Genomic DNA, 24,477 nt, shown 5'->3' with positions numbered 1-24,477 from the left:
TATAGGTAATTCAAATTTGAAAGACCTACGGAACGGAGCTGCGGCACCCGCGCTGCGGCGTCGTCGACCACAAGCCAAGGAGGCCGACATGCAACTCGGCATCTTCACCATCGGGGACGTGACCCAGGACCCCACCACCGGCAAGACCCCCACCGAGAACGAACGGATCAAGGCCACCGTGGCCATCGCTCGAAAGGCGGAGGAGGTGGGTATGGACGTGTTCGCCATGGGCCAGCACCACAACCCGCCGTTCGTGGCGCCCGCAAACCCGCCGATCCTCATGGCCCACCTGGCGGCGCAGACCGAGAAGATCCAGCTGGGCACCGCCACCACGCTGATCACCACGACGGACCCCGTGCGCATCGCGGAGGACTACTCGTACGTCCAGCACCTCGCGGACGGGCGCGTGGACCTCACGCTGGGTCGCGGCAACACCGGGCCCGTGTACCCGTGGTTCGGCAAGGACATCCGGCAGGGCATCCCGCTGGCCGTGGAGAACTACCAGCTGCTGTACCGGCTGTGGCGCGAGCAGAGCGTGAACTACTCCGGTCGCTTCCGCACGCCCCTGCAGGGCTTCACAGCCACGCCGCGCCCGCTGGACGACGTCCCGCCGTTCGTGTGGCACGGTTCCATCCGCTCCCCGGAGATCCCGGAGCAGGCCGCGTTCTACGGTGACGGGTTCTTCCACAACAACATCTTCTGGAACAAGGAGCACACCGAGCGCATGGTGGACTTCTACCGTCAGCGCTACGAGTACTACGGTCACGGTTCCTACGATCAGGCGATCGTGGGCCTGGGCGGCCAGGTGTTCATGGCCAAGAACTCGCAGGACGCCATCCGCACGTTCCGCCCCTACTTCGACAACGCGCCGGTCTACGGTCACGGGCCGTCTTTGGAGGACTTCACCGAGCAGACCCCGCTGACCGTGGGGTCCCCGCAGCAGGTCATCGAGCGCACCCTGGCCTTCCGTCAGTACGCGGGCGACTACCAGCGCCAGCTGTTCCTGGTGGACCACGCCGGGCTGCCGCTCAAGACCGTCCTCGAGCAAATGGACATCCTGGGCGAGGAGGTCGTCCCGGTGCTGCGCAAGGAGTTCGACGCCGCTCGGCCGGCCCACGTGCCGGACGCTCCCACCCACGAGTCTCTCGTGGCGCGCCACGCCGCGGGCAAGGACCCGATCCCCGGTGGCGGCCCGGATTCGCAGGCCGCGAAGGATCGCGCACAGCAGGCGGAGGCCGCGCAGCGCGATCACGAGAACGCCAAGTAAGTTCACGTACCACGTCAGAGAGAAGGACACCATGACCGATCGGTTGAACCTCGCGGTGGTGACCGCGGGACTGTCGGAGGACTCCACGACCACGCGCCTGGGCGAGGCGATCGCCCAGGCCGCGAGCACCACGGTCGAGAACGCCGGGCAGCACGTGCACATCAAGGTGATCCAGCTGCGAGATCTGGCCCACGGGCTGACCGACATGATGATCACCCACGTGGCCTCGCGCGCCGTGCAGGACGCGATCGACACCGTGCTCACCGCGGACGGCCTGATCGCGGCGTCGCCCACGTACAAGGCGTCCTACTCGGGGCTGTTCAAGCAGTTCTTCGACGTGATCGACGAGTCCGCGCTCGAGAACCTGCCCACCGTGGTCGCCGCTACGGGCGGGTCCCCGCGGCACTCGCTCGTGCTGGACACCGCCATGCGGCCGCTGCTGAGCTACCTCAAGGCCCTCGTGCTGCCCCTGGGCATCTACGCGGCGTCCGAGGACTGGGGCCACAACGACCTGCAGCGCCGGATCGACCGCGTGGGCGCCTCGCTCGGCGCCATGCTGCTCGCGGGCTCGCAGGGCAGTGCCGGTTCCACGGACGGCGTCTCCCATGGCGACGCCGCTCGGCCGGGTCTGCGCCGCGAGGTCAAGGATGAGTTCAGTGACGTCCCCGACTTCGCGAGCCTGCTGGCCTCGGTGGGATCGTGAGCGACACGGCCACCCGCGCCGTTGCTTCGTCCAAGGCTGCGCCGTCCGGGTCCGCGCACGTCGAGACCGCGCAAGCCGAGACCGCGCCGTCCGAGACCGTGACGGGTTCGGACGGCGCGGACACCACCGGCGCGGCATGCATCGGTGGCGCGGAATCCCTCGATGATGCGGCGCGTGCGGGTATCTCGGACGCGTCCCGGCAGGACTGGGACGCGTGGCAGGTCTACTTCGAGACCACCGCGCTGCTCACCGCCCGGATCGAGGAGCGGCTCAAGCATCACGGTTGCTCGCTCATGGACTACCAGTTGCTCCTGCTGCTCTACAGCGCGCCCGAGCATCGGATGCGCATGGGTGAGCTGGCGCACCGCCTGATCTTCTCGCCGTCGCGGTTGAGCTACCAGATCGGTGTGCTGGGCAAGCGCGGCTGGGTGGAACGCCGTCGCGTGGAGTGCGACGGCCGCGGCTTCGAGGCGGTGCTCACCGCCGAGGGCCTGCGCGCCTTCCGCGCACTGCGCCCCGCCCACGCGCGGGACGTCCAGGAGCTCTTCTTCTCCGCACTCCAGGACGACGACGCCGCTCGCCTGGCCGACCTCATGCGCCGGGTGGGTGGGCTGCTGGGTTAACCCCGGCCACCTCGGGATCGCCCGGGTGGCGGCCGTGATCCCGAAGTCGCCCATGAAGGATGCCGCCCCGCTGTGCAGGAGTCGATCCTGTTATGCAGTGGGGCGGCATCACGCCGTTCCGGGGTCAGGAGCCGAACGTCCTGCGCCCGGCCCGTTCGACGAAGTCGTCCAGGGCCTTCACCACGGCCGGGACCACCCACGCTTTCTGGCCCCGCACCTTGATGGACGGCTCCTGTCGTAACAGCTCGGCGTCAGTGAGCGCATCGACCGTGCGGTAGGCCGTGGCTTTGGAAATGCCCGCGAGGTTTTCCACCATTCTCGCCGTGAACGCGGGTTCGGAGCAGCACAGGTCGGCGACCGCGCGCAGCGGTGCCGTGACGCGGCGTCGGGAATCCAGATGCGAGGCCGCGGCAATGGCGGCGCGCATGGCCTTCACGGTGCGGGCCACCAGCTCCGCGTTCCCTCCGATGCGCGCGCCCACCGCGGCCAATGACAACTTCCGGGCCCGGACGGTGAGATTCTCGATCTGCGAGCTCGTGGCCGATCGCGGGCCAGTTGGAGGTGGCCATGGTGCTCCTTGATGGAGCTGCTGATCCTGATTGTCTCAGTAGGAGTCTTATTGAGACAATCCATCGATCCGGTCTCAGTAAGCGGCGCTGGCAGACTGGATTCATGACGGCTTCACCCGGAACCTTGCCCCTGCGCGGTCGAACGGCGCTGGTCACCGGGGTGTCACGACGCCGCGGCATCGGCTTCGCCGTTGCCCGCACCTTCGCGCGGCTGGGCGCGAGTGTATTCATCCACCACTACGGCCCGCACGACGAGGACCAGCCATGGGGTGCGGACGATCTGAGCGGCGTCGTGAGCGCATTGCGGGCCGAACTCACCGAGGGTGCGCGGCTGGGGCAGATGAGCGCGGACCTGCGGGACCCCGGACGGATCCAACCGCTCATCGATGCCGCGAGCGAGCTCACCGGGTCGCTGGACATCCTCGTGTGCAACCACGCCAGGAGCGGTGGGGACGGCTCCATCCTGGACATGACCCCCGAGGCGCTGGACGCGTTCTGGCAGACCAACACCCGCTCCACGCTGCTGCTGACCCGGGCGTTCGCGCTCCTCAAGGCCGACGCCCCGACCGCTCCGGCGCGGCCGGGAGAACGCATCCGGGGCGACCGCGAGCGGAGGTTCACCGCACCGACGGGGCGGGTTTTCTGGATGACCTCGGGACAGGGGCACGGGCCCATGCGCGGCGAGGTCGCGTACGCCACGAGCAAGGCCGCGCTCGCCGGGGTCACCGCGACCGTGGCCGCGGAGCTGCTCGAACTCGGCATCGTGCTCAACACCGTGAACCCCGGACCGGTGGACACCGGGTACCTGTCCCCCGATGCCACGGACCGTCCACTCGGTCAGATCCAGGAGTTGATCGACGGCACCCCGTTCGGCCGCTTCGGGGCGCCGAGCGATCCCGCGAACCTCATCGGCTGGCTCGCCACGGACGACGGCGCATGGATCGTCGGCCAGGTCCTCACTTCGGACGGTGGGTTCTACCTGGCGTGAGCCCGGTGGGGGCGGGGCGTCGCCCCGGATATTCATGAATCGAGTAGTGGACGTCTTCGATCCGTTGCGTGGCACGCTGCTGCTTGCCGGGGATCCACGGCGACAGGTGACAGCGCAGGAAGAGAACCATGACCAACACGACCCGGACTGCGGCGTCGCCCGCGGAGAATGCGACGAACGTGACGGACGCCAAGAAGCCGGAGACCCGGCAGCGGCGGATCCGGCGCACCGAGGAGGAAATGCACGAGGGCAAGCGCCGCCCGTGCTGCTGGCCCGGGTGCAAACACCGGGAGCGCACCGGTCGCTGAGGCCCGATGCACCCCCTGGTGTGAAACCACGGCCGACGTGACACAACGGTCGGCGCGGTACTACGGCCTGCTCGGCGCTACAACCGTAGCGAGCCCGCGCCGCCGGAGGCCGGCCCCTTGCCGGAAGCCGGTGTGGTCGGGGCGCTCGTCGGGCACGTGGCACGGAAGCCCGCGATGAGCGCGGCGTTCATGGCCGCATCCGGGTCCGGACCCTCCTCCACGTAGGAGCGGCCCGTGTAGGCCAGGGCCATCCGGCGGGAGGCGTCCCGCGTGGTGAAGGACACCGCACGGGTGCCGAACCCGGCGCCGTCGTGACCGATGAGCACCTCGGGGGTGCCCGCCGCGGTGCGGCAGGGACCGTTGATGAGGTAGAGACCGTAGCCGTAGCGCGCCTGCTGAGCCGCGCCCACGGGAGTGACCATGGCGTCCACGAGGTCCTTGCGCAGCAACCGTCCGGTCATGAGGGCGCCGGTGAAGTCGGTGATGTCCTCCGCGGTCGCGTACACCCCGCCCGCGCCGGAGAAGATGGACGGGTTGACCAGTGGCAGCGGCGCCAGCCCGGCCTGGAACTTGCCGTACGGCAGGAGGTAGCGGCCTCGGACCAGCGTGGACTCCTCGAGCCGTGACTGCTGCATCTTGGCGGGCTTGAACACCCGGTCCCGCACGAGGTCCTGGATGCGCGGCCCCGTGGCGGCCTCTAGCAACATGGACAGCACCACGTACCCGACGTTGGATTAGGACCAGCCGGTCCCGGGCTCGAACTCCCACGGCAGCCTGCGGCTGAGTTCCACGAGTTCCTGCTCGGAGTGGTACGGGACCACCGCGGCCTCCAGGTCCTGCATGGTCCACGTGTACCACTCCCGGTCCGGGAGCAAGGAGTAGATCCCGTCCGGCATGCCCGAGGTGTGGTTCATCAGTTGCGCCACGGTCACGCCGCCGTGGCCCGGGTAGAGCCCCGGGGTGACCTGGTCGATGGTCGTGCGCAGAGTCCATTGCCCCGCCTCGATGCGCTGCATCACGAGCACCGCGATCATCGCCTTGGTGATCGAGGCGATCCGCGCGCGGTCCTGGGGCCGGGCGCTGTCCTTCTGCAGGTCCCGCTTGCCGGCGGCGCTCAGATAGGTCCCGCCCGGGCCCACGACCGAGGTGGTCACGCCCACGGCGCCGTCGCGCACGAGGTTGGCCAGGGCGGCGTCGATCCCGGCGGTGTTGAACGCGATCTTCGACGGCGCTGCCGCGGCACCGGTCGTGAATGCCGGGGTGGCGAGCGCCGCGACGGCGGCGCCCGTCAGGAGTTGGCGACGGTTGGGGAGCACGGTGAGGATCCTTTCAGCTCATTATGATGTGACTCACAACTTGTTGAACGGTATGCCGATGCACCAGGGGCGATTCAGGCCTCAGCCGGATTCGGGGTGTCGCTCCCGGAACGCAGCGAGCGCATCGCCGTCACCGTGGTGATTGCCACCAACACGAGGGCCATCAGGCCGAGTCCGGAGAAACCCACGAGCGCCAGGACCGGCCCCGCGAGGGCCCCACCGGCCGCGCCGCACAGGTTCATCGTGAGGTCGGAGGTTCCTTGCAGTCCGGGGCGGTCGTGGGTCGCCACGGACTCGGTGACCATCGTGGACCCGGACACCGTGGACGCGGACCAGCCCAGTCCCAGCAAGATCAGGGCCGCCAACACGAGTCCCTGGTGGTCGGCGCCCAACCATGTGAGCACGAGCGCGACCGCGAACAGGGCCTGGCCCGCGAGTACCGTGGCGGCGCGACCGAGTTTGTCCGCGAGCCAGCCGAAGACGGGGGAAAGGGCATACATCCCCGCCACGTGCAGGGAGATGGTCAGCCCCACCGCGGACAGCGTGGCCCCGTGGGTCGTGAGGTGCACGGGCGTCATGGACATGAGACCCCCCATCACCGCGTGGGACAGGGCCACCACGAGCACCGCGCGCCGAGCCGCGGGGACGGTGCGCAAAAGGGTGAACCCGCCGGCCGGGCTGGGTGTGGAGGCCACCGATTCACCGCGGGACAGGGCGACCTTGAGCGGGTCCGGGCGCAATCCGATGAAGTACACGATGGCCCCCAGCACCTGGGCACACAGTGCGATCACGAACCCGCCGGTGAACTGGGGCAGCCCCAGCACCCGCCCGAGTGTCTCGCTGGGCCCGAAGAGATTGGGGCCCACCACGGAGCCCACGGTCGTGGACCACACGATGAGCGAGAGGTCGCGTGCGCGGGTACGCGCGGGAGCGACGTCGGTCGCGGCGAAGCGGGACTGCAGGTTCAGAGCCATCCCGGAGCCCAGCAATCCCATGCCCGCGAGCAGCAGCGGGAAAACATTCAGCGCGGCGGCGGCCACAATCACGGCCGCCCCTGCAACCGCCACGAGGGCGCCGGTGGTCAGGGAGATCCGCCGACCACGACGTTGCGCCAACCGCGCCAGGGGGATGGCCAGAATGGCGGCACCCAGGGTGTTCATGGTGGCCGCCAACCCGGACACCGCACTGCTCCCGGAGACCTCCGTGACGAGCAGGGCACCCAACGCGAGGGTCGCACCCGTTCCCAGCCCACCCAGGATCTGGCCCAGCGCCAGCACGGTCAGCACTTTGCGCTGGAACTCTGGCCCGGGGTCGGGTGTCTGCGCGGTGGAGGCCGTGGAGGTTTCGGTCATGCACGCATCATGACGGACGAACGCACCATCATCACCGGTTTGCGTCCCGCTCTCAGTCGCCGCGCGGGCGGGTCAGTTCCGCCTGCCGGTGCGCCTTCACCGGCTCGGGGGTGGTGCGGTTGTCCTCGCGGGTCTGTTTCGTCTCCTCATCGCCGCCCACGACCTCGTCCACGTCATTGAGCAATGCTTCGAAGCCCTGCTGGGCCACGAGGACCTTGTCGTTCTTGGTGGCGCCCGGCCCGAGCGCCGTGTTGTCCATGCCGGCGTTGGAGTGGAAGTCGCTGTCCGTGGCACCGGGCAAGAGCGCCGTGACCGTCACGCCGGTGTCACGCAACTCCTCGCGCAATGATTCCGCGAAGGAGAAACCGAATGCCTTGGAGGGGCCGTAGACGGTCTCGTAGGGAGTGGGCGTCGTGGCGGAGATGGAGGACACGATGAGGATGCGCCCGTGGCCGTTGGGGACCATGTGCTGCACGACGCGCTTGGCCATGTGCACGGTGCCCTTGACGTTGATGTCGATGAGCCGGAACTCGTCCTGGAGGTCGGTGTCCATGAACGCCCCGCCCAGTCCGATACCGACGTTGAGGGCCGCGGCATCCAGGGGACGACCCAGCTCGGCCACGAAGTTCCAGAAGCCCTCGACACCGTCGTAGGTGGCGGCGTCCGCCTGGAACGGGTAGGCCTGTGCGCCGAGCTCCTCGATGCTCCTGGCCGCCTCATGGACGCGGTCACTCGAACCGGACAGGGCGACGTCGTAGCCGTGCCGGGCGAACTGCTTGGCCAGTTCGAACCCGATGCCGGAGGAACCACCGGTGACCATGGCAAGGGGGCGTTGATCGGACATGAGGATTTCCTTCCACACCGGGACCGCCGCGCGAACGGGTGAGGATCGCGGAGCCGGGGCCCATGACGGATGCTGCTGACACGTGACGGCTGGACCAGTGTGCATCACCGATGCAGTGACCACAACGCCGTGACCGCTTGCTAGGGTGGCGCATATCACTCGGGGGACTTGCGGGGTGCCCGTGCCCATGTCAGGAGCCGCCATGAGCCACCCCGTGAACATCAACCCCGTGCGAGGTCTGCTCTACCAGGCGCGCTACGGCCCCGAGCACCCCACAGTGATCTACGAGGACGAGACGGTGGACTACGCCCACTTCACCGAGAGCGTGCGGCGTCTCGCGGGCGCGTTCGCGCGTTCCGGGGTGGGCACCGGGGACCGGGTCGCCTCACTGGGGTTGAACTCCGAGGTCTTCCTGCGCACCATGTTCGCCGCGTAATGGCTCGGCGCGGTTTTCGAGCCCCTGAACTTCCGACTCGCCCCGCGCGAGGTCGCGGGCCTGCACACCCGATCGACCCCCGCGGTGACCATCGTGGAGCCCGGTCACGTCCCCGTCCTGGAGACGGCACTGCCGCTCGCGGAGGGTTACGAGGGCGGCAGCGTCGTCATGGACACGGACCCCGCCGTGCCCTGGATCCCGGACGGTTCGCGGGGCGGGGAGGCTTCGGGGGGCGACGGCGCCGCTGTTCCACATCGGTGCATTGAACTCGTTCACCGTGCGCGCGCTTGTGCGGGGCAACACGACCCTGGTGCGCAGGACATTCGTGCCCTCGCAAGTGCTCGCGGACATCGAGCACTACGGGGTGGACACCACGTTCCTGGTCCCCGCCAGCTGGGCCGTTCGCTGCCCGGTCTCCAGGCGGTCCCCTAGGCTGGGGGCATGCAGCACCACGGTGACATCTCGTTCCGCACCCGCAAATGGGTCAAGCCGGAAGACCTCAACGCCAACGGCACCCTGTTCGGGGGATCGCTGCTGCGCTGGATCGACGAGGAAGCGGCGATCTACGCGATCGTGCAATTGGGTAATCAGCGGGCGGTCACCAAGTACATGTCCGAGATCGAGTTCGTCTCCTCCGCGGTGCAGGGGGACATCATCGAGATGGGCCTCAGTGCCACTACGTTCGGACGCACCTCGTTGACCATGCGGGCGCAGGTGCGCAACATGATCACCCGCGAGTTGATCCTGAGCATCGACAAGATCGTGTTCGTGAACCTCGGGGAGGACGGCAAGCCCGCCCCGCACGGGTACACGCAGATCACGTACGACCGCGACAGGATTCCCAGCATGTCGCTCCCCGCCCACAACAGCCCCAGGAGGTCGCAGTCGTGAAGCAGCTCACCGCCCAGAGGATCACCCCGTCGTGGATGCACCACGGTGAGGGGCCGTGCTGGAGCAAGGAATGGAACGGGCTGGCCTGGGTGGACATGCTCGCCGGGGACGTCATGACGTTCACCCCGGACGACCAGCCGCGCCGCCAGCACGTGGACGCCGTGGCCGCGTGTGTGCGTCCGCGCCGTTCGGGTGGGCAGATCATCGCGGTGGAACGGGGAGTGGTCCTGACCGATCCCACGGGCGCAGTGGAGCGGGAGATCCCCATGTGGGGGGACCCCGAGATCCGCATGAACGAGGGCGGTGTGGCCCCCGACGGCTCCTTCTACGTGGGGTCCATGGCGTACGAGCAGACCGAGGGCGCGGCCACGCTGTACCGGGTCGCGCCGGATCTGTCGTGGCAGCCCGTCCTCGAGAACGTGAGCATCTCCAACGGGATCGCGTGGTCCCCGGACGGCACCCTCGCGTACTACAACGACACCCCCACCCACGAGGTCTCGGTCTTCGACTGGAGCCCCGAGGCCGGCCTGCAGAACCGTCGCACGTTCGTCGCGCCCGTCCTGGACGACCACGCCGCCGCGGCCGCCACGGACCCGGAGGAGAGCTACGAGCCGGGCCGCGTCTCGGTGAGCCCGGACGGGTTGACCGTGGACTCCGAGGGCGCGGTGTGGGTCGCCCTCTACGGCGCGGGGCAGGTCCACCGCTACCTCCCGGACGGGGCCCTGGACACCGTCGTCGCCGTGGGCGCCACGCAAACCACCGCGTGCACGCTGGGTGGTGAGGACCTGCGCACGCTGTACATCACGACGTCGCGCGAGGACCTCCCGGACGGCGTCCAGCCCACCGCCGGTTCCCTCTACTCGGTGCGCGTGTCCGTCCCGGGCCAGGTCACGCAGGCCTTCGGGGGCTGAGCGCGTCGGCGGGCCGGCTCCCGGACCGGCGCGGCCCGCGGACGTGGTCGCCGCACCGCGGCGGCCTCGCCGCACGGTTACCATCACCGCAGGAGGCCAGATGAGTACCGCACCCGGGGTGAGCGGCGACGCCGTCACCACAGCGATCCGACTGTTGGCTGCGCAGGGTTACGACGCCACCACAGTGGACCAGCTCGCGCACGCCACGGGGGTCAGTCGCGCCACGTTCTTCCGCAAGTACGGGTCCAAGGAGGACATCGTGTTCGCGGATCACGCGTCCAACCTGGAGCGGCTGGAGCAGTTGCTCAACCGCCCGCACCTCACCGCCCAGGCGGGGGTGAGTGAGGGCGTGCAGCTCGTGTTCCGGTACAACCTGGACCACGCGGACCGTGCGCTCGCACGACACCGACTGCTGCAGCGGGTCGAGGCGTTGCGGGACCGGGAGCTCGCCACGTCCCACCGGTACGAGCGGGTGTTCCGGGAGTTCCTGCGCCGCGTCCTGCCAGACGGCCCCGACCGGCGGGTCACGGCGATCTCGTTGGCCTCCGCCATCGTGGCCGTGCACAACGCCTACCTGCGCACGTGGTTGCACGATCCCCAGGCCTCGGACGGCGAGCGGCTGGCCGCGGGACTCAATCGGCGCATCGCGTGGTTGTGCACCCTCTTCGGGCTCTCGTTCGTTCCCGGGCGCCCGGTTCAGCAACTTCGCTCCGCGGACGACGGTGCTGGCACGGCGCCCGTGGTCGTCATCGTCCCCGAGGGGGTCGACGCGCGGGACGTCGCCGAGCGGACGGCGCGCTCGGTGTACGAGGCCCTGGCCCCGGGCGGCGTGCAGCTCGCGCGGGATGCCCGGCCCGGTGGGGAGCAGGACGCCTCCGAGGGCGGCGGGTTTGCCGGGGCGCGACCTTCCGGCGAGGTGCGTGTCCCCGCGGCGGATCAGTCCGCGCGTCGCTCAGACACGAGCACCGCGTAGACGAGTTCGTCGCGCCACTCGCCCAACTGGTAGTGGCTCTCCCGCAGGGTCGCCTCCTGGCGCATGCCCACGCGCTCGCAGACCTTCGCGGACGCCACGTTGAGACTGTCCAGGCGCGCGAAGACGCGGTGCGCGCCGAGGTGCTCGAACGCGGCGTCGACGGCGGTGCGCGCGGCCTCCGCGGCGTACCCCTTGCCCGTGTGGTCCGGGTGCAACGCCCAACCGATCTCCACCTGCGCGGACTCCGCGTCCACGAGGGTCAGCACGATCTCGCCCACGAGCTCGTCGGAGTCGTGAGGGGAGATCGCGACCCGCAGGCTGTCACCGTCGGAGGACCAGGACCCGGGTTCGCGATTGGCCTCGACCGTCCTGATCACGTGGTCCATGTCGCGGGGTTCGCGCCATGCATGCATGGCGTAGTCCTCGCGGGACTGGTAGGAGTGCATGGGCTCGATGTCGGCATCGGTGGGCCAGCGGAAGCGCAAGCGGTCCGAGTGCAGCGGCAGCTGGAGAGTCACCGGATCAGCCTATCCAGGACGTACCGGGCATCCGGGGGCCGGGTGACACTGAATGTCTTGACGTGAGACGCAGTCTCACGTCAGACTGTTCTCGCGATACTGTGGGCCACACCACCTTTCGCCCAGACACAGGAGCCAAGCGTGAGCGAACAGACCTTCCCGTCCACCGTGACCATCGACGTGACCCGTCCCGTCCTGCCCGGGCGGGAACGACCGATCGCCCTGGTGTCCCTGGGTTCCACCGAGCCCAACGGGCTCGTGATTTGGGGTTCGGAGGCCATGCGCGAGTTGCGCCGGGAGCTATCGGCCATTGACACCTCGCAGGTCGAGGCCGTGGTGGTCACGGGCAACGAGAAGTCGTTCGGCGCAGGCGCCAATCTCAAGGAGATCCGCGCCGCACAGTTCGACGGGGGTTCGGAGGACTACATCGGCTCCGGGCACGAGGCCTTCGGCGTCCTGGCGGAGATGCCCGTTCCCACGTTCTCGCTCATCACGGGAGTGGCCCTCGGCGGCGGTCTGGAACTCGCGCTGCACACCGATTTCCGCCTGGCCACGTCCGGCAAGGCACCCATGGGTCTGCCCGAGTGCCGGCTGGGCTTCTTTCCGGGCTGGGGCGGCGTCTACCTGCTGCCGCACCTGGTGGGCGCTGAGGCGGCACTGAACATCATCGTCACGGACTCCATGCGCGGGCGGAACCTCAAGCCCGCCAAGGCCGCGGAGATCGGTCTCGTGGACGCCGTCCTGGACGCCGCCCCCGGCACGGACGAGTGGGAGACGGCGTGGCAACGCTGGGTCGTGGAGGCACTCGAGGGCAAGCACGAACCGCGCCGCGCCGCCGCCGACGAACAGACCTGGCAGGCCGCCGTGGACAAGGCTGCCGCCAAGGCCCACGCCGCGTGGCACGGTGCCGCTCCCGGCCCGGTGGCCGCAATCGACCTCGTGGGCCGTGCGCGCACGGACACCCGCCAGGCCAACGGCGCCGCCGCGGTCCAGCTCTTCAGCTCGATCGTGCAGTCCGACGCCGCCCGCGCGTCCCTGTACGCGTTCGAACTCGTGAGCGCCCGCAGCAAACAGGCCGCGAACGTCCCGGACGCTGCCGTGCGCCCGATCAAGAAGGCGGCGGTGATCGGCGCGGGACTCATGGCGGGTCAGCTCGCGTCCCTCCTCGCCCAGGGCGCCCGGGTCCCCGTGGTGATGACCGACCTCGACGACGAGCGCCTCGCCACGGGCGTGCAGCGCACCCGCGACCGCTTCACCGCCCAGGCCGAGAAGGGCCGCATGAGCGCGGAGCAGGCGGAGCAGCTCGGTTCCCTGATCTCGGGGGCCGAGAGCCCGCAGGACCTCGCGGACGCGGACTTCGTGATCGAGGCCGTCTTCGAGGAGCTCGAGGTGAAGCGGCAGGTCTTCGCGCAGTGGGAGCCCGTGATCCGCGAGGACGCGATCCTCGCGACTAACACCTCGTCCCTGTCCGTCACGGCCATGGGCCGGGACCTGAAGCACCCCGAGCGGCTCGTGGGCTTCCACGTGTTCAACCCGGTGGAGGTCACCCCGCTGCTCGAGATCATCTCCGCGCAGCAGACGGACGACTCCACCCTGGCCACCGCGTTCGACCTCGCCGCCAAGCTGCGGCGCATCGCGGTGCGCGTGGAGGACGCCCCGAGCTTCGTGGTCAACCGCGTGCTGACCCGCATGTTCGACGAGATTGGCCGCGCCATGGACGCCGGTGGCGATCCGGAGACCGTGGACCACGCCCTCGCCCCCATGGGGCTGCCCATGACACCGCTGCAGCTGCTCGACTTCGTGGGCCCGGCCGTGCTCGTGCACATCACGCACACCATGAACGACGCTTACCCGGACCGGTTCACCCTCTCCCCGTGGCTCGACGCCGTCGCGGACGCCGGTTTGACCCACACGCTGCCCGCGCGCGGCGAGACCTCGCAGACCTACCTCTCGCCCGAGGCCCACGATGCACTCGAGCGCACGCGGCAGGAGAGCGGCGTTGCGGCGTCGTCGGACGACGGCGCCGGGGGAGAGCTGCTCACGCGCGTCCAGGACGCGCTCGCGGACGAGATCGGGCACATGCTCGACGAGGGCGTGGTCGCCTCCGCACGGGACGTGGACCTGTGCATGATCCTGGGCGCCAACTACCCGTTCCACCTGGGCGGCATCACCCCCTACCTGGACCGCACCGGCGCCGCCGAGCGCGTCCGCGGTCGGCGTTTCGACGCCGCCCAGCAGTAACCCCTGATCGCGAAGGACCAGTCATGACCACTGAGAACACGGCACCCACCTCGGAGAACTTCCCCGCGGGCACGCTGGAACCGGAATACACGCTCACCGAGGCCCTGGGAACGGACGAGGCGGGGGTCTTCACGGACGTCTCGGACGAGGACCGCGCCCACTGGATGCGCGCCCGGTCCTTCGTGCAGGAAGACGTCCTGCCCGTGATCGCCCGGTACTGGGACGAGAGCGAGTACAACCTGGATCTCGTGACCCGGATGGGCGAGCTGGACCTGCTGCGCGACGGCGTGGCGGTCCCGGGCATGGACAACATGTCCAAGCTCGCCGCGGGTCTCGTGACCATGGAACTGGCCCGCGGGGACGGATCGGTGTCCACCGTGGCCGGTGTGCAGGGTGGCCTGGCCATGCGCTCGATCGCCATGTGCGGCAGCGACGAGCAGAAGGACCGCTGGCTCCCGGACATGGCCGCGGGCAAGCTGCTTGGTTCCTTCGCGCTCACCGAGCCGGCCCACGGTTCGGACTCGATCGGCCTGGAGACCCGAGCGACCCCCGTGGATGGCGGCCACGTCCTCAACGGTGAGAAGAAGTGGATCGGCAACGGGTCCATGGGCGGGATCACCGTGGTGTGGGCCCGCAGCGACGAGGACGGCGCGGTCCACGGTTTCGTGGTGCCCCAGGACTCCGAGGGCTACACGGGTACCACCATGCGCGGGAAGCTCTCCCTGCGGGCCATCCACCAGGCCCAGATCCGCATGGAGAACGTGTTCGTCCCCACCGAGAACGTCCTGCCGAACGCCCGCTCCTTCCGGGACACAGCCTCGGTCCTCTTCGCGACCCGCATCGGCGTGGGGTGGGCCGCGGTGGGTCACGCGCAGGCGTGTTACGAGACCGCGGTCCAGTACGCGGCGCAGCGCGTGCAGTTCGGCCGTCCGCTCGCGGCGTCGCAGATCGTGCAGGAGCGCCTGGCCCGCATGCTGAGCGAGCTCACCTCCATCCAGACGCTCGTAATGGCGATGACCCGCAAGGAGGAGGCCGGGACCCTGACCGGGCACCAGGCCTCGCTGGCCAAGTACACGGCCACCCGCACGGCACGCCAGGTCGCAGCCAACGCTCGCGATCTGCTCGGCGGAAATGGCATCCTGTTGGAGAACCGTGTTGCACGTCACTTCGCGGACGTGGAAGCCGTGCACACCTACGAGGGGACAGAGACGGTGCAGGCCCTGATCATCGGCAAGTCGATCACGGGATTCTCCGCCTACAACTGATCCGCTCATGCCCACACGGCCCGGTTCGCGCCCGTCCGGCGCGTGCCGGGCCATGACCGTTCAGGAGCACCATGTTCGCGAACACCGAGCCGCTGACCCCGTTGCGCTTCCTCGAGCGCAGCGCCGAGGTCTTCCCCGACCGCCCGGCGATCGTGCACGGCTCGCGGGTGTGGAGCTACGAGCAGTTCGAACGAGACGTGCGCCGGTTCGCCACGGCGCTGTTGCCGCTGCTGTCCGGTTCCGACGGCTCGGCGGGCGCTGCTTCCCGGGGGTCCGCTGGATCGGACGACGCCGCTGGGTCGCCCGAGTCCGCCGGGTCGCGTGAGTCCGCCGGGTCAGCGGTCACGGGCGGTTCGCCCGGAACTGCCGAGTCGGGTGACACTGCCGGGTCCGAGCGATCCGCGGGGGCCTCGGGTGAGGGGAACGAATCGTTCCAGGGCGCGGAGCTGCTGGAGTGCTCGTGGCCCACGGTCGCGGTGATCGCGCCCAATCTTCCCGCGACACTCATGGCCCACTACGCCGTGCCGGCGGCCGGGGCGGTGTTGGTGCCGCTCAATCCGCGACTGAGCGCGCGGGAACTGCGCTACATCCTCGAGCACTGCGAAGCCCGCGTGGTGCTCGCGGACACCTCGGTGCTCGAGACCGTCGCACAGGCCCTCGGTGACGGGTCGGACGTGACGCTCGTGCAGATCGACGACCCGCAGGCGGACGTGCACCCCGTTCGCGACGGCGCGGGGTCGGGAGTGCCCACGTTCGAGGAGTTCATGGACGTCGAGCCCGCCCAGCCGGCAGGACCGGGTGCGTCGGGCGGCAACGACGGCGGCGTCGGCTACGGCGTCGCGGACGAGAATGCGCCCATCACCCTGAACTACACCTCCGGCACCACGGGGCGCCCCAAGGGGGTGCTGTACAGCCACCGCGGGGCGTACCTGAACAGCCTCGGGGAGGTGTTCCACAATGGGTTCACCGGCGCCACGCGGTACCTGTGGACCCTGCCCATGTTCCACTGCAACGGGTGGTGCACCACGTGGGCCGTGACCGCCGCGGGCGGCACGCACGTGTGCTTGCGGGCCGTGCGCGCGGACGAGATCTGGCGCGCGTTCGACGAGCAGGGCATCACCCACCTGTGCGGCGCGCCGGCCGTGTGCTCGATCATCGTGGACGCCTCGGAGGCTCACCCACTCGAACACACCATCAGGATCACGACCGCCGGGGCCCCGCCCGCGCCGAGCATCATCGAGCGGCTGGAGAGCGCGGGCTTCGACATCGTCCACGTGTACGGGCTCACCGAGGTCTTCGGCCCCATCACCATTTGCGAACCCCAGGAACAGTGGCGTGAGCTCTCGCCCCGGGAGCGGGCGCAGCAGATGTCCCGGCAGGGCGTGGCCATGATCCAGGCGGAATCCGCCCGCGTGGTGGACGATTCCCTCGAGGACGTGCCGGCGGACGGTACGACCGTGGGGGAGGTGGTGTTGCGGGGCAACAACGTGATGATCGGCTACTACAAGGACGTACCCGCCACGCGGAAGGCATTCGAGGGCGGGTGGTTCCACACGGGTGACCTGGGGGTCATGCACCCCAACAACTACATCCAGCTGCGGGACCGCGCCAAGGACATCATCATCTCCGGTGGGGAAAACATCTCGTCCATCGAGGTGGAGCAGGCCCTCTACTCGCATCCGGACGTCGCGGACGTCGCCGTCGTGGGGGTAGCTCACGAGAAGTGGGGCGAACGCCCGGTCGCGCACGTGGTGCGGGTGAACGGGTCCACGGTCACGGAGGAGGAACTGCGCGACCACGTCCGGAACCAGCTCAGCGGGTTCAAGGTGCCGGACTCGGTCGTGTTCAGTGACGAGCTGCCGCGCACGGCCACGGGCAAGGTGCGCAAGAACCTCCTGCGGGACTGAAGCAGCCACCCGGGCAACGCGATTGCGCGACCACGGCCACGTGATTATGCGGCCGTTGTCTGCGGGCGCGGTTCCAATGCCCGGCGCGGGACGGGCGACGACGCCGCGTGCGAACGCAGCCAGGGGGTGGCGGGCCCACCCCAGGGCCGTTTTGCGCAGTCCCGCGGGCGTGTGTAATGTATTCCGAGTCGCCGCAAGGACGAACAGCGAACCGCTGGTCCGGCAGGCCGACCAGCTACCTCCCCGACTTCCGAACGGCAACGGCGTGCGAACGCCGAGTTGCGAAGGAAACAGGGAACGGATAAGCTAGTCGAGTTGCCGCAAGGACAGCGAAAAGCGTTCCGAATCAGCGGCGACCAAAACTTCCAACTCATGGCTCTGAATAAGAGCTTAGGTGTGGTTTGTTGTTTGTCAACTCAATAGTGTGTCTAGTTTGTTGATACCAAAGTTTTTTGTTTTTGGTTGATGGCCTGACAGTCTCCTGGGTGTTTTCCCGTTTCCTGGGGGTGTTGGGTGTCAGCTGGGATCCTGCCCTGGTTCTGCTGCGCTGTTTGGTGTGGTGGTGGGGTGGTTTCTGTTGAATGTTTTTTGACGGAGAGTTTGATCCTGGCTCAGGACGAACGCTGGCGGCGTGCTTAACACATGCAAGTCGAACGCTGAAGCTTGGTGCTTGCACTGGGTGGATGAGTGGCGAACGGGTGAGTAATACGTGAGTAACCTGCCCTTGACTCTGGGATAAGCCTGGGAAACTGGGTCTAATACTGGATATGACCTCCTGTCGCATGGTGGGGGGTGGAAAGGGTTTGTACTGGTTGTGGATGGGCTCACGGCCTATCAGCTTGTTGGTGGGGTAATGGCCTACCAAGGCGACGACGGGTAGCCGGCCTGAGAGGGTGACCGGCCACACTGGGACTGAGACACGGCCCAGACTCCTACGGGAGGCAGCAGTGGGGAATATTGCACAATGGGCGCAAGCCTGATGCAGCGACGCCGCGTGAGGGATGACGGCCTTCGGGTTGTAAACCTCTTTCAGCACGGAAGAAGCGAAAGTGACGGTACGTGCAGAAGAAGCGCCGGCTAACTACGTGCCAGCAGCCGCGGTAATACGTAGGGCGCAAGCGTTGTCCGGAATTATTGGGCGTAAAGAGCTCGTAGGCGGTTTGTCGCGTCTGCTGTGAAAGCCCGGGGCTTAACCCCGGGTGTGCAGTGGGTACGGGCAGACTTGAGTGCAGTAGGGGAGACTGGAACTCCTGGTGTAGCGGTGAAATGCGCAGATATCAGGAAGAACACCGATGGCGAAGGCAGGTCTCTGGGCTGTTACTGACGCTGAGGAGCGAAAGCATGGGGAGCGAACAGGATTAGATACCCTGGTAGTCCATGCCGTAAACGTTGGGCACTAGGTGTGGGGGACATTCCACGTTTTCCGCGCCGTAGCTAACGCATTAAGTGCCCCGCCTGGGGAGTACGGCCGCAAGGCTAAAACTCAAAGGAATTGACGGGGGCCCGCACAAGCGGCGGAGCATGCGGATTAATTCGATGCAACGCGAAGAACCTTACCAAGGCTTGACATACACCGGATCGGCTCAGAGATGGGTTTTCCTCCTTGTGGGGCTGGTGTACAGGTGGTGCATGGTTGTCGTCAGCTCGTGTCGTGAGATGTTGGGTTAAGTCCCGCAACGAGCGCAACCCTCGTTCTATGTTGCCAGCACGTGATGGTGGGGACTCATAGGAGACTGCCGGGGTCAACTCGGAGGAAGGTGGGGATGACGTCAAATCATCATGCCCCTTATGTCTTGGGCTTCACGCATGCTACAATGGCCAGTACAATGGGTTGCGATACCGTGAGGTGGAGCTAATCCCAAAAAGCTGGTCTCAGTTCGGATCGTGGTCTGCAACTCGACCACGTGAAGTCGGAGTCGCTAGTAATCGCAGATCAGCAACGCTGCGGTGAATACGTTCCCGGGCCTTGTACACACCGCCCGTCAAGTCACGAAAGTTGGTAACACCCGAAGCCGGTGGCCTAACCCTTGTGGGGGGAGCCGTCGAAGGTGGGACTGGCGATTGGGACTAAGTCGTAACAAGGTAGCCGTACCGGAAGGTGCGGCTGGATCACCTCCTTTCTAAGGAGCACGCTAACCGGCCGGGTGGCTGGTGGCCCCACAGACCACGAGATCGTGGTGCGCCGTTGAGTCGGTGGTGGGTGTTTTGCTCATGGGTGGAATATCAGCAAGCGGACACGGATACTACGCACACGGGAACACTGCCGGCTTGGATGGTTGGTGGTGGTGTGTGTGGGGGTTCGTGGTGGCACATTGTTGGGTTGTCGATCAACAAGTTACGTTGGTTGGTTTCCTGGGACACTGACGCATCCATTGTGGTGGGTGTGTGGTGTTGGTGGGTTGTTGTTTGTCAACTACATAGTGGACGCGAGCATCTTTGACGCCGCGTGCATCTGGTCACACGATGATCACGGTCGAGGGGTTTTCGGATTCCTGGTTGTGGTGGTGTGGTGGGTGTGTGTGGTGTGTTCTTTGATGATTATTTTGTGTTGTGTGGCGTAGAAGTTGTTACGGGCACACGGTGGATGCCTTGGCATCAGGAGCTGATGAAGGACGTGGAAATCTGCGATAAGCCTCGGGGAGCTGATAAACGAGCTGTGATCCGAGGGTCTCCGAATGGGGTAACCCGGCTGCGTATCATGCGTGGTCACTCGTATCTGAATTCATAGGGTGCGAGGAGGAACGTGGGGAAGTGAAACATCTCAGTACCCATAGGAAGAGAAAACAATAGTGATTCCGTGAGTAGTGGCGAGCGAAAGCGGATGGTGGCTAAACCGGTTGTGTGTGATACCTGGCGAGGGTTGCATGATCGGGGTTGTGGGATGCGTTGTTCTCGGGGTCGCCACCCCGGGCGCTGTGGCGCTGTGGTAGTCGAACTGGTGGTGAGTGCCAGACCGTAGGGGGTGTGAGTCCCGTAGACGAAACCGTGGTGTGCGTGGTGTGACGTTGTTCCCGAGTAGCACGGGGCCCGTGAAATCTCGTGTGAATCTGCCAGGACCACCTGGTAAGCCTGAATACTTCCTGATGACCGATAGCGGATCAGTACCGTGAGGGAATGGTGAAAAGTACCCCGGGAGGGGAGTGAAATAGTACCTGAAACCGTGTGCTTACAAGCCGTTGGAGCCTTTTGGGGTGACAGCGTGCCTTTTGAAGAATGAGCCTGCGAGTTAGTGTTACGTCGCGAGATTAACCCGTGTGGGGTAGTCGTAGCGAAAGCGAGTCTGAATAGGGCGTTGTGTAGTGGCGTGATCTAGACCCGAAGCGGGGTGATCTACCCATGGCCAGGTTGAAGCGCGTGTAAGAGCGCGTGGAGGACCGAACCCACTTCAGTTGAAAATGGAGGGGATGAGCTGTGGGTAGGGGTGAAAGGCCAATCAAACTCCGTGATAGCTGGTTCTCCCCGAAATGCATTTAGGTGCAGCGTTGCGTGTTGCTTCCCGGAGGTAGAGCTACTGGATGGCTGATGGGCCCTACAAGGTTACTGACGTCAACCAAACTCCGAATGCCGGTGAAGTGTAAGCGTGGCAGTGAGACTGTGGGGGATAAGCTTCATAGTCGAAAGGGAAACAGCCCAGACCATCAACTAAGGCCCCTAAGCGTGTGCTAAGTGGGAAAGGATGTGGAGTTGCTTAGACAACCAGGAGGTTGGCTTAGAAGCAGCCACCCTTGAAAGAGTGCGTAATAGCTCACTGGTCAAGTGATTCCGCGCCGATAATGTAGCGGGGCTCAAGTACACCGCCGAAGTTGTGGCATGACACCGTATAGCCGAGCCGTTTGTGGTTGAGGTGGTGTTGTGGGTAGGGGAGCGTCGTTGGGGTAGTGAAGCTGCGGGGTGACCCAGTGGTGGAACCTCAACGAGTGAGAATGCAGGCATGAGTAGCGATAGACGGGTGAGAAACCCGTCCGCCGGATGATCAAGGGTTCCAGGGTCAAGCTAATCTGCCCTGGGTGAGTCGGGACCTAAGGCGAGGCCGACAGGCGTAGTCGATGGACAACGGGTTGATATTCCCGTACCGACGAAGAACCGACCCTATCGAACCGGGGATACTAACCACCCGAACCATCACGATCCGTGGCCGTTTACGGTCACGGGAGTGTGTGGGGAGCGTGGGACCTGATCCGGGGAGGTAAACGTGTTAACAGGTGTGACGCAGGAAGGTAGCCGAGCCAGGCGATGGTTGTCCTGGTCTAAGCATGTAGGGCGACCCGTTGGTAAATCCGCGGGTCATGGGCCTGAGATGTGATGGGACTCTCTTAGGTGAGGGAATTCGGTGATCCTATGCTGCCAAGAAAAGCATCGACGTGAGGTTCTAGTCGCCCGTACCCTAAACCGACACAGGTGATCAGGTAGAGAATACTAAGGCGTTCGAGAGAATCATGGTTAAGGAACTCGGCAAAATGCCCCCGTAACTTCGGGAGAAGGGGGGCCCTGGTTGGTGAACACCCACGCGGTGTGAGCTGGTCGGGGTCGCAGAGGCTAGAGGGAAGCGACTGTTTATCAAAAACACAGGTCCGTGCGAAGTCGTAAGACGATGTATACGGACTGACTCCTGCCCGGTGCTGGAAGGTTAAGAGGACTCGTTAAACCCTTCGGGGTTGAAGCGGAGAATTTAAGCCCCAGTAAACGGCGGTGGTAACTATAACCATCCTAAGGTAGCGAAATTCCTTGTCGGGTAAGTTCCGACCTGCACGAATGGAGTAACGACTTCCCTACTGTCTCAACCATGAACTCGGCGAAATTGCAGTACGAGTAAAGATGCTCGTTTCGCGCAGCAGGACGGAAAGACCCCGAGACCTTTACTATAGTTTGGTATTGGTGTTCGGTGTGGCTTGTGTAGGATAGGTGGGAGACTGTGAAGCCGTCACGCTAGTGGTGGTGGAGTCGTTGTTGAAATACCACTCTGGTCACTCTGGATATCTAACTTCGGCCCGTGATCCGGGTCAGGGACAGTGCCTGATGGGTAGTTTAACTGGGGCGGTTGCCTCCTAAAGAGTAACGGAGGCGCCCAAAGGTTCCCTCAGCCTGGTCGGCAATCAGGTGTTGAGTGTAAGTGCACAAGGGAGCTTGACTGTGAGAGTGACAGCTCGAGCAGGGACGAAAGTCGGGACTAGTGATCCGGCGGTACATTGTGGAATGGCCGTCGCTCAACGGATAAAAGGTACCTCGGGGATAACAGGCTGATCTTGCCCAAGAGTCCATATCGACGGCATGGTTTGGCACCTCGATGTCGGCTCGTCGCATCCTGGGGCTGGAGTTGGTCCCAAGGGTTGGGCTGTTCGCCCATTAAAGCGGTACGCGAGCTGGGTTCAGAACGTCGTGAGACAGTTCGGTCCCTATCCGCTGCGTGCGTTGGAAATTTGTGGAGGCCTGTCCTTAGTACGAGAGGACCGGGACGGACGAACCTCTGGTATGTCAGTTGTTCCGCCAGGAGCACCGCTGATTAGCTACGTTCGGGATTGATAACCGCTGAAAGCATCTAAGCGGGAAGCTTGCTCCGAGATGAGATTTCCTGACCTCCTTTGTGGGGTGTGAGGTGCCCAGTAGACGACTGGGTTGATAGGCCAGATGTGGAAGCGTTGCAAGACGTGGAGCTGACTGGTACTAATACACCGAAGACTTCTACACACACAGCCTTCATTCGAAGAATGTGATGTTCGCGTCCACCATGTGGTTGACCACCAACAACCCCCCACCCCCCAGCCTGTGGGCTGATGGGTGGGCTGGGGGTAGTGGTTGGTAATATAATAAAGCTTGGTCCACGAAACACGGGACCCCATGGTTTCATCACCCCACGCATGGTTGCTGGTAGTCACCGTGCACGGGGTTGGTGGCAGGGTTTCCGGTGGTTATAGCGTGGGGGAAACGCCCGGTCCCATCCCGAACCCGGTAGCTAAGACCCACAGCGCTGATGGTACTGCACTCGGAAGGGTGTGGGAGAGTAAGACACCGCCGGGATTAACATGAAAGAAAGAAGTGGTCGAGGCCGCACCCCCTTAGGGGGCGCGGCCTCCCACCATTTAACACGCCGGAACGCTGTAGTGTCTGGGGCTATGGTCGTTGAAGCAGCTGTGAAGCCTCCGAACCGAGCGCGCGTCGTCGTGGTGGGCGGTGGCAATGGCGGGATCGCCCTGGCCTCGCGCCTGAATCGCAAGGGCGAGAGCGACGTCGTGATCGTTGAGCCCCGCTCGGAGCATTTCTACCGCCCGCTCTTGTCCTACGTGGGAGCCGGCCTGGCGACCCTGGGCGATGCACGGCGGGAGCAAAGCAAAGTCATGCCGGAGGGATCCACCTGGGTGCGCGACGTCGTGACACGGGTCCATCCCGAACTCTCCTCGGTGACCCTGGGCAGCGGCGCGACGATCGGCTACGACCAGCTCGTGCTCGCCGCCGGCTCGCGTCCCGACTGGGACTTCATCCCGGGATCGGCTGAGGCCGTCCTGTCCGAGAACGCGTCCACTAACTATCTGTTCGATCTCGCCCCGAAGACGTGGCGACTCGTGGACGGCGCCACCTCGGGGACCGCTGTGTTCACGATGCCCGACACCACGTGCCCGTGTGCGGGGGCCGCCCAGAAGATTCTCTACATGGCGTGCGATCTGTGGCGCAGCCGCGGTGTCCTGGACGACATGCGGGTGGTCCTCACCGTCCCGGAAGACACGATCTTCGGCGTCCCCGTCGTGGACGATGAACTACAACGGGCGGTCGACGATTACGGGATCGAGCTACGCACGCGTACCCGTGTCCGGTCGGTGGACTTGAGGACGAGCGCGATCACGATCGAATCCGACGGTGCCACGGAGGACATCTCGTACGACTTCCTGCACCTCACGCCCCCGCACATCGCCCCGGACTGGGTGGTGGATTGCGGCCTTTCCACCGAGGGAGCGCGCGGGTTCGTGGACGTGGATCCCGGGACGCTGCGTCATCGTCAGTACGAGAACGTCTGGGCACTCGGGGACATCGCGGCCACCCCGGGCTCCAGTTCCGGTGGTGCGCTGCGGAAGCAGACACCGGTCGTCGCGCAGAACGTCCTGTCCGCGATGCGCGGGCAGCCCGCCACTGCCCGGTACTCCGGGTACACCGTGAGTCCGTTCACCGTCTCCCGCCGCACGCTGGTGCTGGCGGAGTTCACCGCGGACGGCACCCCCAAGCCCAGCAGCAAGGTGTTCGACCCGCGGAAGGAACGCAGGTCCACGTTCCTCTTCGACCGCTGGGGCCTTCCTTGGATCTACTGGCACCGCATCCTGCGGGGTAAGTGACGCTTCGCGCTCCCCCGCCCGGAGCGACCCCGCACCGATCACCGAC

General features: G+C 66.1%; 17 protein-coding genes, 3 rRNA genes and 1 pseudogene. 16 read left to right on the top strand and 5 right to left on the bottom strand.

What is annotated here, in order from left to right; translation table 11 throughout:
* Nucleotides 1-88 precede the first annotated feature (88 nt).
* Genes HBK84_RS11410 through HBK84_RS11400 form a run of 3 tightly spaced genes read left to right on the top strand, consistent with a single transcriptional unit; the run spans nucleotide 89 to nucleotide 2,593 of the window.
* On the top strand, nucleotides 89-1,267 hold the full coding sequence (locus HBK84_RS11410; protein WP_144999223.1) for an LLM class flavin-dependent oxidoreductase: 1,179 nt from the start codon (nucleotides 89-91) through the stop codon (nucleotides 1,265-1,267).
* A 31-nt stretch (nucleotides 1,268-1,298) separates the two neighbouring features.
* Nucleotides 1,299-1,970 carry a CE1759 family FMN reductase gene (locus HBK84_RS11405; RefSeq protein ID WP_144932693.1) on the top strand — a complete coding sequence of 224 codons (672 nt, stop codon included), beginning with the start codon at nucleotides 1,299-1,301 and terminating at the stop codon, nucleotides 1,968-1,970.
* Nucleotides 1,967-2,593, top strand: a complete 627-nt coding sequence (locus HBK84_RS11400) for a MarR family winged helix-turn-helix transcriptional regulator (protein ID WP_240918997.1) — start codon at nucleotides 1,967-1,969, stop codon at nucleotides 2,591-2,593. Before HBK84_RS11405 ends, HBK84_RS11400 begins: the two co-directional genes overlap by 4 nt.
* A 124-nt stretch (nucleotides 2,594-2,717) precedes the next feature.
* Here the strand turns inward: HBK84_RS11400 and HBK84_RS11395 are convergent, their stop codons facing one another.
* Nucleotides 2,718-3,041, bottom strand: coding sequence for a hypothetical protein (locus tag HBK84_RS11395; protein ID WP_240918996.1), 324 nt, complete (start codon nucleotides 3,039-3,041; stop codon nucleotides 2,718-2,720).
* Nucleotides 3,042-3,265: 224 nt separating this feature from the next.
* Here HBK84_RS11395 and HBK84_RS11390 point away from each other — a divergent pair, with 224 nt between their 5' ends.
* Both HBK84_RS11390 and HBK84_RS11385 read left to right on the top strand, forming a co-directional pair.
* Nucleotides 3,266-4,150 carry an SDR family oxidoreductase gene (locus HBK84_RS11390; RefSeq protein ID WP_167318937.1) on the top strand — a complete coding sequence of 295 codons (885 nt, stop codon included), beginning with the start codon at nucleotides 3,266-3,268 and terminating at the stop codon, nucleotides 4,148-4,150.
* 128 nt (nucleotides 4,151-4,278) lie between these two features.
* On the top strand, nucleotides 4,279-4,458 hold the full coding sequence (locus tag HBK84_RS11385; RefSeq protein ID WP_206069229.1) for a hypothetical protein: 180 nt from the start codon (nucleotides 4,279-4,281) through the stop codon (nucleotides 4,456-4,458).
* 77 nt (nucleotides 4,459-4,535) lie between these two features.
* On the opposite strand, the pseudogene HBK84_RS12925 reads toward HBK84_RS11385, so the two are convergent.
* The 3 genes and pseudogenes from HBK84_RS12925 to HBK84_RS11365 all read right to left on the bottom strand — a co-directional run bounded on the left by HBK84_RS12925 (nucleotide 4,536) and on the right by HBK84_RS11365 (nucleotide 7,970).
* Nucleotides 4,536-5,774, bottom strand: a pseudogene (locus HBK84_RS12925) (serine hydrolase domain-containing protein).
* 74 nt (nucleotides 5,775-5,848) lie between these two features.
* A complete protein-coding gene (locus HBK84_RS11370) occupies nucleotides 5,849-7,126 on the bottom strand; it encodes an MFS transporter (protein ID WP_167318934.1) in 1,278 nt (425 codons plus the stop codon).
* Between the two features lie 52 nt (nucleotides 7,127-7,178).
* Nucleotides 7,179-7,970, bottom strand: a complete 792-nt coding sequence (locus tag HBK84_RS11365) for an SDR family oxidoreductase (RefSeq protein ID WP_206069156.1) — start codon at nucleotides 7,968-7,970, stop codon at nucleotides 7,179-7,181.
* Nucleotides 7,971-8,172: 202 nt separating this feature from the next.
* Between HBK84_RS11365 and HBK84_RS11360 the strand changes: the two genes are divergently transcribed.
* From HBK84_RS11360 to HBK84_RS11345, 4 genes are all read left to right on the top strand, one after another.
* Nucleotides 8,173-8,406: an AMP-binding protein gene (locus HBK84_RS11360; protein ID WP_085108455.1), complete on the top strand. Its 234-nt coding sequence runs from the start codon at nucleotides 8,173-8,175 to the stop codon at nucleotides 8,404-8,406.
* A gap of 441 nt (nucleotides 8,407-8,847) precedes the next feature.
* Entirely contained in the window at nucleotides 8,848-9,297 is a 450-nt protein-coding gene (locus tag HBK84_RS11355; protein ID WP_084118111.1) for an acyl-CoA thioesterase, read from the top strand.
* Nucleotides 9,294-10,208, top strand: a complete 915-nt coding sequence (locus tag HBK84_RS11350) for an SMP-30/gluconolactonase/LRE family protein (protein WP_167318933.1) — start codon at nucleotides 9,294-9,296, stop codon at nucleotides 10,206-10,208. Before HBK84_RS11355 ends, HBK84_RS11350 begins: the two co-directional genes overlap by 4 nt.
* 100 nt (nucleotides 10,209-10,308) lie before the next feature.
* Entirely contained in the window at nucleotides 10,309-11,181 is an 873-nt protein-coding gene (locus HBK84_RS11345; protein ID WP_098055335.1) for a TetR/AcrR family transcriptional regulator, read from the top strand.
* Here the strand turns inward: HBK84_RS11345 and HBK84_RS11340 are convergent.
* Entirely contained in the window at nucleotides 11,145-11,699 is a 555-nt protein-coding gene (locus HBK84_RS11340) for a GNAT family N-acetyltransferase (RefSeq protein ID WP_094067136.1), read from the bottom strand. The two genes, HBK84_RS11345 and HBK84_RS11340, sit on opposite strands and share 37 nt — an antisense overlap.
* Before the next feature lie 141 nt (nucleotides 11,700-11,840).
* Here HBK84_RS11340 and HBK84_RS11335 point away from each other — a divergent pair, with 141 nt between their 5' ends.
* The 7 genes from HBK84_RS11335 to HBK84_RS11305 all read left to right on the top strand — a co-directional run bounded on the left by HBK84_RS11335 (nucleotide 11,841) and on the right by HBK84_RS11305 (nucleotide 24,431).
* On the top strand, nucleotides 11,841-13,940 hold the full coding sequence (locus HBK84_RS11335) for a 3-hydroxyacyl-CoA dehydrogenase NAD-binding domain-containing protein (RefSeq protein WP_167318932.1): 2,100 nt from the start codon (nucleotides 11,841-11,843) through the stop codon (nucleotides 13,938-13,940).
* Between the two features lie 23 nt (nucleotides 13,941-13,963).
* Nucleotides 13,964-15,205: an acyl-CoA dehydrogenase family protein gene (locus HBK84_RS11330; protein ID WP_098055340.1), complete on the top strand. Its 1,242-nt coding sequence runs from the start codon at nucleotides 13,964-13,966 to the stop codon at nucleotides 15,203-15,205.
* A gap of 71 nt (nucleotides 15,206-15,276) precedes the next feature.
* A complete protein-coding gene (locus tag HBK84_RS11325; protein ID WP_167318931.1) occupies nucleotides 15,277-17,112 on the top strand; it encodes an AMP-binding protein in 1,836 nt (611 codons plus the stop codon).
* A gap of 588 nt (nucleotides 17,113-17,700) precedes the next feature.
* A 16S ribosomal RNA gene (locus HBK84_RS11320) occupies nucleotides 17,701-19,232 on the top strand.
* Nucleotides 19,233-19,669: 437 nt separating this feature from the next.
* Nucleotides 19,670-22,797 (top strand): 23S ribosomal RNA (locus tag HBK84_RS11315).
* Nucleotides 22,798-23,010: 213 nt separating this feature from the next.
* Nucleotides 23,011-23,127 (top strand): 5S ribosomal RNA (rrf, locus tag HBK84_RS11310).
* Together the 16S, 23S and 5S rRNA genes form the textbook arrangement of a ribosomal RNA operon.
* A gap of 113 nt (nucleotides 23,128-23,240) precedes the next feature.
* Nucleotides 23,241-24,431, top strand: a complete 1,191-nt coding sequence (locus HBK84_RS11305) for an FAD/NAD(P)-binding oxidoreductase (RefSeq protein WP_167318930.1) — start codon at nucleotides 23,241-23,243, stop codon at nucleotides 24,429-24,431.
* Nucleotides 24,432-24,477 lie beyond the last annotated feature (46 nt).

The sequence above is a fragment of the Kocuria sp. KD4 genome (assembly GCF_011769905.1).
In the GTDB taxonomy this organism is placed as follows: Bacteria; Actinomycetota; Actinomycetes; order Actinomycetales; family Micrococcaceae; genus Kocuria; species Kocuria marina.
The sequence above is the reverse complement of the archived record's forward strand: the minus strand, read 5'-3'. Positions and strand labels throughout refer to the sequence as shown.